This is a genomic window from Rossellomorea sp. FS2 (assembly GCF_047915635.1).
GTDB lineage: Bacteria > Bacillota > Bacilli > Bacillales > Bacillaceae_B > Rossellomorea > Rossellomorea marisflavi_A.
This window is the reverse complement of record NZ_JBLRVS010000001.1, coordinates 174,414-188,620: the sequence shown is the minus strand read 5'-3', so window position 1 is coordinate 188,620 and position 14,207 is coordinate 174,414. Positions and strand designations below refer to the sequence as shown.

Below are 14,207 nucleotides of genomic sequence, written 5' to 3'. Positions count from 1 at the left end.
ACCCCGCCCCTCCGTAAATATACGAAGGGACGAGGTTGCACTCGCGGTTCCACCCAACTTTTCATCCCCGAGACGGGAATGACTTCATTGTTTTGATAACGGCGTTTCGCCGTCGATGACTACTGGGGAAATACCCGTTCGCAATCGAAGTTCAGAGGTGGTCAATTCATCCTTGCTGATAGGAAGCTTGCAGCCATTCGGCTTCCCTCTCTGTAATCCCGTCCGGAAGATTGTTGTCCTCATCATAACCTGTTTGTATGCACATAGTATGTAGGTATTATAATCGGTTATGTTACGAAAAGCAAGAGGGCGTCATCCATTCCTATTCGTTGGCAAGATCGAGGGGGATGCATGGATCCGGGAAGTAGCTGACCGGAAGGATATCCAGTCGATCTTCAAAAATATTCCTCAGGGTGGTGACGATCTTCTCCTCTTCCGACCCGTAAACAAAGATGCTTCTCGGTGCCAGCGACAGCAACGGAGCGATGGTGGAGGAATCTACATACAGGGGATGCTGAAAGAACAATCGTTTGTCGATGGCGTTCATCAGCTCTTCCTTCGTCACCTCTGCATAGTGGCCATCGAAAAAACGGAATCCCGTCCTGGAAGGATACAAATGGATCGTATCGGTCCTCTGTCCCCTTGAAGCGAGATACTCCCTCAGCATCTGGATGAATACTTGATATTCCTGTTCCATCTTATACTCATCTATCGCCAGGCCGAGCATTTCCCTCCACTTGTCCTGGAGTTTCTTCAGCCTGAACGTGGCGAACGCATCAAATGTGACTGGTGCCGGATGGCCGAGGAGGTTCTGCACTTCTTCCAATACGTGCCCCCACTCATCCCAGTCGGTCAAGAGCTCCGTCAGTTCCGGCCGTTCCCCGCTTCGCATCTCGGAAATGATGGCGCAGATCTGACCGACTTCCTCCGGATCATCGTAATAGTAATCCGTTCTCAGGGCCTCTTCCGTCCATCCCTTCCACATCTCGTTGATGATGAAGGTTGTCAGGCATGTTTTCATCCTGGCCATTTCACGCCCGGTCTTCGCTTCTATCGTAATCGCATAGTGGCTGCTTCTTTCAATCCGCGTTTCCTTTATCCAGGATGGTGCACCCAGATGCTTTTGACATCGCAGTGCATCAGCCTCTCGTCTGAAAATCAATTCTACCAATCGATCCCGCCTCCTTATAGCCATTTCCCTGCTTTATGTATATGGGGGGCCTGGTCAAATTAGAAGTCGGGGATGAATAATTTTACCGGACTTATCCGGGGCGGACTCGTTTTCCGGACCACGCAAAGGAGGTTGGGACAAAACGAAAAGGGTACCCTTTCATGACGAAGACGAGCAGTGCAGGCTCTTAATGCCGCTCATGATTTCCGTTTCCACAGGCGGCCCGTGAGCATGACTGTGGGGTCTCACGTAAGCCACTCTTCCCGCGGGAGTCTTCGTCCTTCAACCGCTAGGAACAAGTAACTAGTCATGTTCATGAAATAAATTAAAACCCGAACTTCTTTGCCTGATCGTAGACAAATGAATTCGGGTTTTACTATGACTAAAACACTTTTGTACCAGCCTCTCTCGTGGTGCAGCCTATTCCCGCCTGTTGCGTCCGTCGATCAGAACGGGAGCGGCCAGGTACTTGATCCTTTCCATGATCCTCGCGGCTTTCAGTTTTTCCTCTTCACCACGCTGTGAATAGGTAAGGTGATGGGTCAACTCGCTATGGTTGAAATTGGAGGTGAAGAAGGTCGGCAGGTTTTCAAGCATCCTGTACTGCAGGATCGTACCGAGGATCTCATCCCGCCCCCAGCTCGACATCGTTTCCGCCCCGATATCATCGAGCATGAGGATCGGAGCCGTTTTGACGGCATCCAATTTTTCATTGGTTGTATGATCCCCGAGGGACTGCTTGATTTCACGGAAGAACTCCGGAACATAGACAATCATGGACGAGACCTTCTTCTCGGCGAGCTCATTGGCGATCGCACCGAGGAGATACGACTTTCCGACACCGAATTTCCCATAAAAATAAAGGCCCTTCATCTTCTTGCCTTCTTCGTAATCGCGTACGAAGGCCATGGCCTGACGGATTGCTTCCACCCTTCCCTTGGAATCGGGCTCGAGGTCCGTGAAGGAGGCATGCAGGATATCTTTCGGCACGTACAGACTCTTGATCAAACGCTGGGAACTTGTCCGTTCGTCGTGCACGACCTTCCTGGGACAACGATGATACTCGATATCGATGACACGGCCCCTCACGATTAGATGGGGCTCATATCCCTCCATCATATTCTTGCACTCAGCCAGGGACGGACATCCGCTGCATTCCTTGCTCTGGGAAATGTATTCATATAATTTCATCAGATTCGCATCGATCACATCCGCAGGGACATCCTCCTTCCTGACGAAATCCTTCACATCGGGATTCGCCAGGATCTCTTTTCTCATTGCGTCATACCGCTCTTGAAAAGAACCGGATGCAGCAAGCCTCTTGAGTGTATGGTTGATTCTTTCCATCTTTTTCACCTACTTCCGAAAATTCTTCAATTCTTCTTCGAGTTTTCTTTTTTCGGCTTCCAGGTCATAGGTTTCCCCGTTCTGACTTTTCGCCTCGCCTTTCTCATCTTCCTGGAACCAATCAGGCAGTTTCTCTGTCCTGATCGGCTTCCTTCGGGTGGTCCGCTTTTCATTTTTCCCTGACGCCCACTCCATGTATTGCTTATGTTCATTCCTGGCAAGCTCCATCGCTTCCCCGGCCGTGCTCACTTTCTTCCGGGCCCAATGGGAAGCGATCTTCTCCATATACCCTTTCGTCAGCTTCATATCCGTCTTCAGCAGCACATACTGGATCAGGACATTAATGACGGGAAGCGGCAGTTTCTGTGTCATGATGATCTCTTCGACAACTTGAAGATCCGAATTCGATGCGGCACTCCCATTGGAAATGTCAGCAAGGACATCCTTTGGCGATGTGCTTTCGAGATACTCCAGAAGCTCCTCTTCCCTCGACAACGGTTTGGATGCTTCCTTCTTCACCGGTCTAGCTTTCGGTGTCAGGTCGGGCAGTTCATCGCCGGTTTGCAGCTGATACCAATCCCGGGCCGATTTCCGTAACTGCTCCACATCAATCGCCTCATCCGAATCAAGGGAGCCAAGAAGGATGTTTTTCATCTGTAGGGGACCGATCCCGTAGAGATAGCTTAGCTTTAAGATCGTTTCCTTCACGACAGGAGTGAAGGCCCTCCTCGGCACCATGGATTCTGAAAGTCCGTTGAGCAGCAGGCTGAAATCAAAGTCGATATCATCCATGGGAGGTCCTTCGTTCTTCCCATAGCCGATATATGCCTTCTCCCCATTCGTCAACGAGCCGTCATTGGCCTCATGGCGAAGGAAGTCGATGCTGTTCTCCGAAGAGAAAACATCCTGAAACGAGCGGGTGACATTTGTAAAGCTGTCTGATTCCATCCCGCGATCAGTGAACGATTCTTTCAGGCGCAGGTAGTGGGAGCGGCCAATTTTCCTGAACAGATACACATTCAGCATGCCATCTGTGAAAAAATCATTCGGAAGCAGCGGGGGCTGCAGTTCATAAATGAAGCTCCGCTCTCCTTCCCCTTTCTTCGCGTACGTCTTAAGGAGGCCGATCCCCTCGAGCTTCATACGCGCTTCGTGGATTTCCTGAAGATTCATGGACAGGATATTCATCAAATGATAATGGTTCGAAGGCGCAGACCACAACCTGCTTTCTTCCACCTCTCCCCACAGGCTCATATACAGGCTGTAGGAGACCGGACCGATAAGGGGCTGATATAAGAATGTGATGATCTTTCTCTCAAATTCCTGCAGGAGCCCGTTGGTGCAGACCGTATAATGATCCACAGGCTGAATTTCATTCCAGTGATTCTTCATCATTGACCTCTACCTTTCGACACATAAGAGAAAAAGAGCCAAAGATGGACTCTTCAGCTCGGCCTTTCACTCTTTTTTGATCAGTTCTTTAAGTTCATCTATGAACACATTAATATCCTTGAATTGTCTGTATACCGAAGCAAACCGGACGTAAGCGACTTCGTCGACCTGCGCCAGGCGATCCATGACCATCTCACCCACTTTAACGGACTCGACCTCGGACACCCCTTGGTTCCGGAGGTCCTTTTCAATGTCCAGGGAGAGCTTCTCGAGCGTCTCCAATGGAACCGGACGTTTCTCGCATGCCTTAATAAGACCGCGGAGGATCTTTTCTCTGCTGAACTCTTCCCGCAGGCCTTCCTTCTTCACCACAATCAAAGGCAGTTCTTCCACCTTTTCGAACGTGGTGAACCGGAACGCGCACACTTCACATTCTCTTCTTCTCCTGATGGAACGCCCTTCATCAGCCGGACGCGAATCCACCACCCGGGTGCCGTTATTTTGGCAGGACGGACATTTCATACTATCAGCTCCGTTATGCTAAACTCATTTACACTTATGATATAGAAAAGTGGTGCTCACCACAAGTTCTTCGCTATCTCACCCTCGTCAATTTCCCGTCCAGGACATCGTAATAATTCTTGATCTGCGCCTTCAGGACGGAATACGTGCCGAGGATCTTTCCTTTATCCGTACTCAGTTTGAAATCGACCGCCGTCTCGAGCGGCCTCACCCCGATGACCGTCGCCACGATGAACAGCTGCGGGGTCCCGTTCTTCCGGATTGTGATCTCTCCCCTGTCCTTCGATTCGGATAGGATATCGTACTGGGAAGATGAGAACAATTCGAGGACGGCATTGAATGTCCCATTTTGCATGGATTTATAATAATGGGTCTGCAGGACTTCTTCTTCCTGCTTATCCGATGTTTCACATTCCGATTGAAAACGTTTCAACAAGGTCTTGATTCCGCTCATGATCATTTTCCTCCCTTTGTATACCCTCATTTTACACGAAAACATGAGGATTGAAAATGGAGACATTGAAAGCGGGAACAACCTCAATAAAAAAAGAGATGCATGAGTCATGCACCTCTTGAAGATTCAACTATTAGAGCGCCTGAGCCTGTGATTTCTTCACCTGTACAGGTCCCATGCCGCGCGGAAGTTCGATTGTTTCACGGGTATCAGCACCCAGTGCTTCAGCTATATATTCTGCAGCGATGTTCGGATCTAGATCTCCGCATGTATACACATCGATGCTGGCATATCCATGTTCAGGAAAGCTGTGGATGGTCAGGTGGGATTCAGAGATGATCACCACTCCGCTCACGCCTTGTGGAGCAAATTTGTGAAAGGCCACTTCACGGATTTCAGCACCTGATTTAAGAGCTGCATCCACAAACGTTTTTTCAATTCCTACTACATCATTCAACTTTTCAAAATCGCAACCCCATAGTTCAGAGATTACATGACGACCCATTGTTTCCATTGATCGTTTCCCCCTTTGACATAATTTTTTTCGTCAAAATGAACAAGTCCCTTGGCAAAATCTTAACCACCACGGGGGAAAGTTAGTCCGAAGAGGTCCTAACCCTTTAAGTAGTTAACTCAGTAATCATTTGCTGTTAAGAAGTTCACGAAAAATAGTATACTTTGTTTAAACTCCATTTGCAATAAATTTTCAAAAGTTTTTTCATAGGGCCATTCCGGCATTCGGGCTGCAGGGAAATCCGTGATCCCGTAGTGAAAGCCTGTAAATCGCAAGGCGCTCCTTGCATGTGGGACTCTCGGGTCCCCTATGCGTTTTGATGGAGCGGGCGGGCAGGTGGACCCGGGTTGGATCCCGGACCCCGTCATGGAATTTGAGCACAAAAAAGAACGCATCCACGATGCGTCCCGATGTTCATTCATTCTTTTTATGTTGGTTCTTTCAAACATTCACCCCGGCTGCAGCCTCCATCTTGGATGCCGTGAACCGGACAAGATCGACGACCCGGCAGGAGTAGCCCCATTCATTATCGTACCATGCAAGCACCTTGACTTTGCGATCATCCATCACCATGGTGGAGAGGCCGTCAATGATGGCAGAGTGGGGATTGGTGTTGAAATCGATGGACACGAGCGGCTCCGTCGTGAATTCAACGATTCCATGCATGGAACCGAGCGAGGCAGCCGTGAATGCATCATTGATTTCCTCGACCGTCACGTCCCTTTTCACATCGACCACAAGGTCCACAAGGGATACATTCGGCGTCGGGACGCGGAGCGCCATCCCGTGCAGCTTGCCCTTCAACTCCGGCATGACGAGGGCCAACGCCTTCGCTGCACCTGTCGTCGTCGGGATGATGGATTGACCGCATGCTCTCGCCCTCCGAAGGTCCTTATGGGGATTATCGATATTCTTTTGATCATTCGTATACGCATGCACCGTGGTCATCAGACCGTTTTCAATGCCGAACTGCTCATGAAGCACTTTTGCCACAGGTGCCAGGCAGTTTGTCGTGCATGATGCATTGGAAATCACATGATGCTCATCGATATCGAGAGCGTCTTCGTTGACCCCCATCACGATGGTAACGTCTTCATTTTTACCCGGGGCAGTCAGGATCACCTTTCTCGCACCAGCGTCCAGATGCAGGGCCGCTTTCTCCCTGGAGTTGAACTTGCCTGTCGCTTCGATGACGATATCCACATTCAATTCCGCCCATGGCAGGGCAGCAGGATCACGGTTGCTCAGGAGCCGCACCGTCTTTCCATTGACAATGAGGGAATCCTCCCCGATTGCCACTTCTGCTTTGAACGTACCGTGGTTGGTATCATACTTGATCAGGTGAGCCAGTGTTTCTGCCGGATAGCTCGCATTGATGGCCACGACTTCCAAGTCATCCTCCATAATCGCCTTCCTGAATACCATTCTCCCAATTCGACCAAATCCATTGATTGCCACTCTCGCCATCATATATCCTGCTCCCCTCTATATTAATGTTATACTCATATGTTATTTTCTAAAAATAGTATAACATATTGAACGGAATTGACCATATGGTTTTGTGTAAATTCGAAATGTTGTAACATTCTGATAACGCTTTCTTTTATTCTTATTTCTCAAAGCTTGGTTAAAGTCCACTAAGCTCCTCCGTAAAGATAGAAAAAGCCGCCGGACATATCCCGGCGGGCTTCACTTTACGGCTTCAATCCCCATGTAGCAAGTAGCTCTTCTACCTGCTTCAAGGTATCTTCCACCGAACCATTATTATCGATGACTGCATCTGCCTTTTCGGCTTTTTCCTTCAAAGGGAGCTGAGAGGAGATGCGGGCTGCCGCTTCTTGTTCAGACAGCCGGTTCCGCTTCATCAATCGATCGAGCTGCACGTCTTTTTCGACGGCGACGACGACCGTCTGATCCACCATCCATGTCAGGTCACTTTCAAATAGAAGGGGAATATCCATGATGATCGTCTGTTTTCCGTTTTCAATGGCCTCGTCTTTATGCGCGAGCATCATGCTCCGCACGGCCGGATGCACGATCCCATTCAGGAGATTCCGTTTCGTCGGGTCATTAAAGATGATGGCCCCGAGCCCGGCACGGTCGATCTGGCCGTTTTCCTGAAGGATGCCCTTGCCGAATGCATCGACGATGGCGAGGTATGCGGGTTGCCCGACTTCCACCACCATGCGTGCTGCAAGATCTGCATCGATGATGATGTACCCCTTTTCTTTCAGAAATGCTGATACTGTACTTTTACCGCTTGCAATACCGCCCGTCAGTCCAATAATGGTTGCCACTTTCATCGATCCTTTCGTTCAGCACCATTCCCTAGAACCGCATAATCCCCAGACAGATCAATAGGACTCCAGGCAGGAAGGCGACCCGCTGGATCCATCTGATATGAGAGAAGTAGACGCCCAACTGCAATCCGCAGGTGAGGAAGATGAAACTCATGGAGAAGATGGCGATGGCAAGTGGAAAAGGAGAATAATTCAAAAGCGCGGCCCCGAGCCCTGCACCGAACGAATCAAGGGAAAGGGCTATGCCGAGCATGAATGCTTCTACGCCGGTGATGGTTCCGGAGCGGTCGAAATCGGCCGTCAACGGACGCCTCATGATCTGGATCACGAGGCCGATCGATTTGATTTCCACATTGATCAAGGTCTTTTCTTTCTCTTCCACATGCGTTTCCTTCTCCGGTCTGAAGAACTGATAGAGCACCGCGAGTCCGATGGCCACCAGGATCAATCCTCCGATCCTCCCAGCCCATTCGGGTGAAAGGATGACAGAGATCGCCTGCCCCATGAACATGGCGATCAATAAGCATAATGCAGAGCATAAGGAAATGATGGTGATTGATTTTATAGGTATTTTGACTTTTCGTAATCCATATGTCAGTCCCGTACTGAAATTATCAAGGCTTACAGCAAATGCCAGCAGGAGTAAGGAGAAAAGTGTGTTCATTCTGACAGCCCTCCCAATCGTCAATACAATACTATATGGTATGGGCTTATCAGATGTTAAATGTTAGGGGCGCTGGCAGTGGGGACAATAATGCGTCCCTCGACCCGCGGATACTTTTTTCTCGATCGGCGTACCGCATGTCCTGCAAGCCTCTCCATTCCTGCTGTACACATACAGGTTCTGCTGGAACATCCCCATCTGCCCCTGGGAGTTCACATAGGAGCGGATCGTGCTGCCCCCCATATCCACTGCTTCCCTGAGGGTGGCAATGATGCTGTGATGCAGATCTGCTACTTCATCAACGGTCAGGGATGATGCCTTCCGGTCGGGATGGATCCCCGACCGGAATAACGCTTCATCCACATAAATATTCCCGAGTCCCACCATGACGGTCTGATCGAGGAGGACCGCCTTGACGATCCTTGAGGTACCGGCGAACTTCCCGTGAAGGTAGTCCGGCGTGAAGGCTTCTTCAAACGGTTCGGGTCCAAGCTGCAGAAGGGGAAGATGAAGAAGTTCTTCCCCTTTCTTGAACAGATGCATCGTCCCGAATTTCCGTACGTCTCGGTATCTCAATTCCGTTCCATCCGTGAAGGTGAATACCACATGGGTATGCTTCTCCACAGGCTCTTCCTTTTGATGAAGGGCATACTTCCCCTCCATCCTCAAGTGGGAGACAAGGGAGACATCATTCAGGTAGAAGATCAGAAACTTCCCCCGTCGCCCCATACCCAGGATTTCCTGACCTTTCAGGGAGTCGGTGAATTGAGCCGTCTCGGATGGTTCCTTGATCATCTTCGGCCAGCTCACGGCCACCTCTTTGATTGTCTTTCCTACTACGAGGACCTCCAATGTCCTTCTGACTGTTTCTACTTCTGGAAGTTCAGGCACCGGTCCTACTCCTCTCTATTTTGCATCGTACCATGTGTCGCCATAGGAATAGTCCACTTTGAGGGGCACTTCAAGCTCCATTGTCTGCTCCATGACTTCCGGTACGATTTTCTCCAGTATCTCGATTTCATCCTTCGGCGCTTCGAAGATCAGTTCATCGTGCACTTGAAGGAGAAGGCGTGATTTCAGATTTTCCTGTTCAAGTCGGGCTGCCATATCGATCATCGCTTTTTTGATGATGTCGGCTGCACTCCCCTGAATCGGTGTGTTCATCGCCGTACGCTCAGCAAAGCTCCGCAGATTGAAGTTCCGGCTCGTGATTTCTGGGAGGTATCGCCTGCGTTTGAGCAGGGTCGTGACATAGCCTTTCTGCTTGGCATCCTGCACGATGTCCTCCATATAATCCTTCACTCCCGGGAAGCTTTCAAGGTATTTGTTGATGAACTCACCGGCTTCTTTCCGTGTGATATCCAGGCTCTGTGATAGACCGTAGTCACTGATCCCGTACACGATCCCGAAGTTGACGGCTTTCGCATGCCGCCTCATATTCGATGTAACGTCTTCTTTCGCCACTCCGAAGACGTCCATCGCCGTCTTTGTATGGATGTCCATATCGTTCCGGAAGGCTTCGATCAGCTTTTCATCCTTTGCGATATGGGCGAGGACGCGTAGCTCGATCTGGGAGTAATCCGCTGCGAACATCACCCAGCCTTCTTCTGATGGGATGAACGCCTGTCTGATTTTGCGGCCTTCTTCCAGCCTGATCGGGATATTCTGAAGGTTCGGATCCGTCGAGCTGAGGCGTCCCGTCTGGGTGAGGGCCTGGTTGAAGCGCGTATGGATCTTACCGGTTTCCTCATGCACCACTTTCAGCAATCCTTCAAGGTATGTGGACTGCAGCTTTCCAAGCTGACGATAGTGGAGGATGTAGTCGATGATCTCATGCTTCGACTGCAGCTTCTCCAATACATCGGCAGACGTGGAGTAGCCGGTCTTCGTCTTCTTGATGACAGGCAGCCCCAGCTTATCGAACAGGACCACGCCGAGCTGCTTGGGAGAATTGATGTTGAAGCTTTCCCCTGCGAGCTCGTGGATTTTGCGCTCCAGTTCAACAAGGCGATCGGCGAGTTCGTCCTTCATTTCATTCAAGCGATCACAGTCGACCTTCACCCCGGTATGCTCCATCTCGGCCAGGATCAGGGCGAGGGGAAGCTCCAGATCGGTAAACAATTCTTTTTGATTGTTCTCCTCGAGCTCGTCCATGCATGTCGCCTTCAAGGTCGAGAGAACGAACGCCTTCCTGGCGATGTGTTCAGACAGCACATCAAGATCCGGTACCTTCTGTTTCGCTCCCTTGCCGAAGACAGCTTCATCGGATTTCATTCCTGCCTGTCCATGTCCTTTGGCAATCGTGGCGAAATCCTCACTCGATTCAGAAGGATTGATGATATAGGACGCGAGCAAGAGGTCGAAATCGATCCCCTCGATCTCGATGCCTTCCCTCAGGAAGGATACGATCGTTTCTTTAGCGTTGTAGACGTGCTTGACGGATGTCCCGTCCTCCGCCCATTCCTTGAACGCAGGGGATGCTGCCGCTGCTTCCATCGAAAAGAAATAGGTTCCCTTTTCGTTGTGGAGACCGATCCCGATGACCTTGCCTGTATGATAATTATCCTCGAGCATTTCAATATAGAGGGAACTCTCCCGGGCAAGATGATCCGCTTTGATCTCTTCCAGTACTTCGAATGCGATCTCCTCTTGTTCCACCGTTTCTTCCTCGACGGTTTCCCCCATTTTTTCGAGAAGGGAATTGAAGCCGAGATCCTTGAAGACGGCCTTCAGTTCCTGGGTTTCCTCCCCTTCATACTGGAGGTCATCAAGTCCCACATCCACCGGCGCTTCACGGAGGATCGTCGCCAGTTCCTTGCTCATGATGGCCTGTTCCTTATTCTCTTCAAGCTTTTCCTTCAGCTTCTTCCCGCTCACCTGATCGATGGAAGCGAGGAGCTCCTCAAGCGTTCCGAACTGCTTCAACAGTTTGATTGCCGTCTTCTCACCGACCCCCGGCACGCCAGGGATATTATCCGAGCTGTCACCCATGAGGCCCTTCATATCGATGACGCGATCAGGCGTGATCTCCCACTTTTCCTTCACGTGTTCCGGCGTATAGATTTCAAGATCCGTGATCCCTTTACGCGTGATGCACACCGTCGTTTTATCCGAGCTGAGCTGCGTGAGGTCCTTGTCTCCCGAAAACACCTTTACGTCAAAGCCTTCCGCTTCCGCCCTCAGTGACAGGGTCCCGATGATGTCATCCGCCTCGTAATTTTCCTTCTCGTATCTCTTGATCCCGTATGCATCCAATAGCTCCCGGATGTAGGGGAATTGTTCCGATAGCTCAGGCGGGGTCTTTTGCCTGCCCCCTTTATATTCCTTGAATGTTTCATGCCTGAAGGTGGTCTTCCCTGCATCGAATGCAACCAGGATATGCGAGGGTTTCTCATCCTCGAGGATCCTTTGAAGCATCGTGGTGAAGCCATAGACGGCGTTCGTATGTACACCTTTATCGTTGTTCAACAGCGGCAGGGCAAAGAATGCGCGATATGCGATACTGTTCCCATCGATCAAGACTAGTTTTTTTGACATGGCGGTACCTCCTGTACGTTCATCACATAAGTATGAACCTTCTCTATACCCATTCTACCATGACCGGGATTGAAAGGAAAAATCCCCACCCCGTCCCGGCAGGAAGGACACGTCGGTAATGGCCCTGCCCATCGTGCTGAAAACGGGTGAGGGCTCCTGGCTACTGCCGGAGCATCCCCTCTCACTTCCTTCATGTGAAGACGAAAAAAAGCCTCCGGACAGGAGGCTCTGCGATCATTCGGTATAGCCCATGAGCAAGCGGGCATACGGTGAATCCGATGGAAGGACGATGACGGTTTCATCATCGATCGTCTTTTTGTAGGTTTCGAGGGTGCGGTACAGATCATAGAATTCAGGATCTTTGGAAAAGGATTGATTGTAGATCTTCGCAGCCTCTGATTCTCCTTCAGCCCTGATGACATTGGCCTCGGTTTCCGCCTTCGCGATGAGCTCCTTCACTTCCCGGTCCGTTTCGGCCGTGATGCTCTGTTTCTCCGCATCCCCTTGGGAAAGGTACTCCTGTGCCTTGGATTCCCGCTCGGAAATCATCCTTGTATAGACGGACTTCTCATTGGCCTCCGGCAGGTCGGTACGTTTGATCCGTACATCTTTGACCACCACCCCGTATTGCTGATTTTCGAGAAGTTCATTGACCTTATCTGTGATCTGGTCGTTCAGGCTCCCTCTGGACGACTTCTCATCATTGATGACCTCTTCATATTCCAGTTTACCGAGCTCTGCCCTGACCACGGAATAGATGAAGTCCTCCATCTTCGCTTCTGCGTTGATGACATTCCGTGCATTGGAGATCATCTTCAAAGGATCGGTGATCTGCCACACGGCATAGTTATCGATGAGCATCCGCTTTTTATCCTTTGTATTGATCTCGGCCTCGGTCACATCGGACGTCATCTGCCGCTTCGTCAACGTCGTAACCGATTGAATGAAGGGAACCTTTGCCTTCAGACCCGGCTCTTCGTCGATCCGCACCACTTCACCGAACTGACGGACGACCTTGTATTCCCCTTCTTTCACGATATAGACGGAAGTGAAGGCAACCAAGAGAAGTGCAAGGAGTACAACCAGGAATATTCCCGTCCTGACGTAGGGCTTCCAGTCTGTCGGAGGCCGCTCTTTCTTCTCGAATTGATAGACGTTCGGATTACTCATCGGTCTTCGCCTCCTTTTCTTCAGCCTTTTCCTCCGCCTTCGCTTTCCCTTCCATCGGTCGGATCGGGAAATGCTTCAGGGTTTCCCCGTCATCCTTCATAATGTAGATCTCGGCATTCGGCAGGACGGTTTCAAGGCTTTCAAGCACCAGACGCTTCCGTGTGATATCGGGATTGGTTTTGTATTGATCATAGAGCTTATCGAAGACGGCCACATCCCCCCGTGCCTGTTCGATCCTCGCAATCTTCTCGCCCTTTGCCTTGGACATGATCGCCTTCTTCTCTCCCTGCGCTTCATTCATGCGCTGGTTCTGATACTTTTTGGCTTCATTGGTTTTGGTATTCTTCATTTCACGCGCATCGGTGACGGCTGTGAAGGAGGAGCGCACATCTTCATTCGGCAGTTCCACGTCCTGCAGCTTTAAACCGATGATGGAAATCCCTATATCATAGTCTTCTATCAGATTGGTCAGTAGGTCTCTGACATCCCCTTCGATTTTAGCCTTACCCGAAGTCAATGCATCATCGATCAGTGAACTCCCGATGATGCTCCTGATGGATGATGATGTGGCATCATAGAGAATTTCCTTCGGGTTTTCTGCATTGAAGAGATAGCCTTCCGGATCCGTGATTTTCCACTGCACAACAAGATCGGCCAGGACGATGTATTCATCACCCGTGATCATTTTGGTTTCTTTCGGGAAATTTTTGATTTCCCCTTCGCTTTCTTCATATCCGAATTGCAGCGTGAACGTTTCCTTCGATAGCGTTTCCACCTGCTGGATCGGCCAAGGCATCTTAAAGTGCAGGCCCGGTTCCACAACTGGATCCCCTGCCTTCCCGAATGTAAGGACAAGCGCCTGTTCCGACTCATCCACCGTGTACCAAGAAGTCACTAGCACCGCGATGAGGATCAGTGCTCCCACCACCATCCCCGTCACCTTATATGTTTGCTTCAAGCTCATGAAATCCCCCCATTTTTGTCAGACCCATTCTACTAATCTATACGGGTCCATCCCTGAAAAGTTTCAGGAATATTACATTGATGGGAAAGTTTCCATGCAAAAAGACGAGAACGGGGTCGGTTCTCGTCTTTTCATCAACACCTTGGATGAAGGGGTTTCACTTAGTATCGTA

13 protein-coding genes are annotated in these 14,207 nt (G+C 50.2%); all 13 read right to left on the bottom strand.

Annotated elements, in window-relative coordinates:
* Nucleotides 1-322: 322 nt before the first annotated feature.
* The 13 genes from ytxC to hflK all read right to left on the bottom strand — a co-directional run bounded on the left by ytxC (nt 323) and on the right by hflK (nt 14,035).
* Nucleotides 323-1,171, bottom strand: a complete 849-nt coding sequence (gene ytxC / locus ACNA6I_RS00930) for a sporulation protein YtxC (RefSeq protein WP_416312785.1) — start codon at nt 1,169-1,171, stop codon at nt 323-325.
* 420 nt (nt 1,172-1,591) lie between these two features.
* On the bottom strand, nt 1,592-2,518 hold the full coding sequence (dnaI, locus tag ACNA6I_RS00925; protein WP_416312784.1) for a primosomal protein DnaI: 927 nt from the start codon (nt 2,516-2,518) through the stop codon (nt 1,592-1,594).
* Between the two features lie 9 nt (nt 2,519-2,527).
* On the bottom strand, nt 2,528-3,913 hold the full coding sequence (locus ACNA6I_RS00920; protein WP_416312783.1) for a replication initiation and membrane attachment family protein: 1,386 nt from the start codon (nt 3,911-3,913) through the stop codon (nt 2,528-2,530).
* A gap of 63 nt (nt 3,914-3,976) precedes the next feature.
* The gene (gene nrdR, locus ACNA6I_RS00915) at nt 3,977-4,432 is read right to left on the bottom strand and encodes a transcriptional regulator NrdR (RefSeq protein WP_048006317.1); all 456 of its coding nucleotides are present in this window, start codon (nt 4,430-4,432) and stop codon (nt 3,977-3,979) included.
* 73 nt (nt 4,433-4,505) lie between these two features.
* On the bottom strand, nt 4,506-4,886 hold the full coding sequence (locus tag ACNA6I_RS00910) for a hypothetical protein (RefSeq protein ID WP_048006318.1): 381 nt from the start codon (nt 4,884-4,886) through the stop codon (nt 4,506-4,508).
* A 133-nt stretch (nt 4,887-5,019) separates the two neighbouring features.
* Nucleotides 5,020-5,400, bottom strand: coding sequence for an adenosylmethionine decarboxylase (gene speD, locus ACNA6I_RS00905; protein WP_048006319.1), 381 nt, complete (start codon nt 5,398-5,400; stop codon nt 5,020-5,022).
* A 441-nt stretch (nt 5,401-5,841) separates the two neighbouring features.
* Entirely contained in the window at nt 5,842-6,870 is a 1,029-nt protein-coding gene (locus tag ACNA6I_RS00900) for a glyceraldehyde-3-phosphate dehydrogenase (RefSeq protein ID WP_048006321.1), read from the bottom strand.
* Between the two features lie 224 nt (nt 6,871-7,094).
* Nucleotides 7,095-7,697 (bottom strand): dephospho-CoA kinase, encoded by a 603-nt coding sequence (coaE, locus tag ACNA6I_RS00895; protein WP_416313202.1) that lies wholly within the window; start codon nt 7,695-7,697, stop codon nt 7,095-7,097.
* A gap of 31 nt (nt 7,698-7,728) precedes the next feature.
* Nucleotides 7,729-8,364 carry a sporulation membrane protein YtaF gene (ytaF, locus tag ACNA6I_RS00890; protein ID WP_063192042.1) on the bottom strand — a complete coding sequence of 212 codons (636 nt, stop codon included), beginning with the start codon at nt 8,362-8,364 and terminating at the stop codon, nt 7,729-7,731.
* A gap of 63 nt (nt 8,365-8,427) precedes the next feature.
* Complete coding sequence (gene mutM / locus ACNA6I_RS00885; RefSeq protein ID WP_048012673.1) at nt 8,428-9,255, bottom strand: DNA-formamidopyrimidine glycosylase; 828 nt, start codon at nt 9,253-9,255, stop codon at nt 8,428-8,430.
* A 15-nt stretch (nt 9,256-9,270) separates the two neighbouring features.
* Nucleotides 9,271-11,901 carry a DNA polymerase I gene (gene polA / locus ACNA6I_RS00880; RefSeq protein ID WP_048006324.1) on the bottom strand — a complete coding sequence of 877 codons (2,631 nt, stop codon included), beginning with the start codon at nt 11,899-11,901 and terminating at the stop codon, nt 9,271-9,273.
* A 234-nt stretch (nt 11,902-12,135) separates the two neighbouring features.
* The gene (hflC, locus tag ACNA6I_RS00875) at nt 12,136-13,071 is read right to left on the bottom strand and encodes a protease modulator HflC (RefSeq protein WP_048006325.1); all 936 of its coding nucleotides are present in this window, start codon (nt 13,069-13,071) and stop codon (nt 12,136-12,138) included.
* Nucleotides 13,064-14,035, bottom strand: coding sequence for an FtsH protease activity modulator HflK (gene hflK / locus ACNA6I_RS00870; protein ID WP_416312782.1), 972 nt, complete (start codon nt 14,033-14,035; stop codon nt 13,064-13,066). The genes hflC and hflK overlap by 8 nt, the downstream gene beginning before the upstream one ends.
* Nucleotides 14,036-14,207 lie beyond the last annotated feature (172 nt).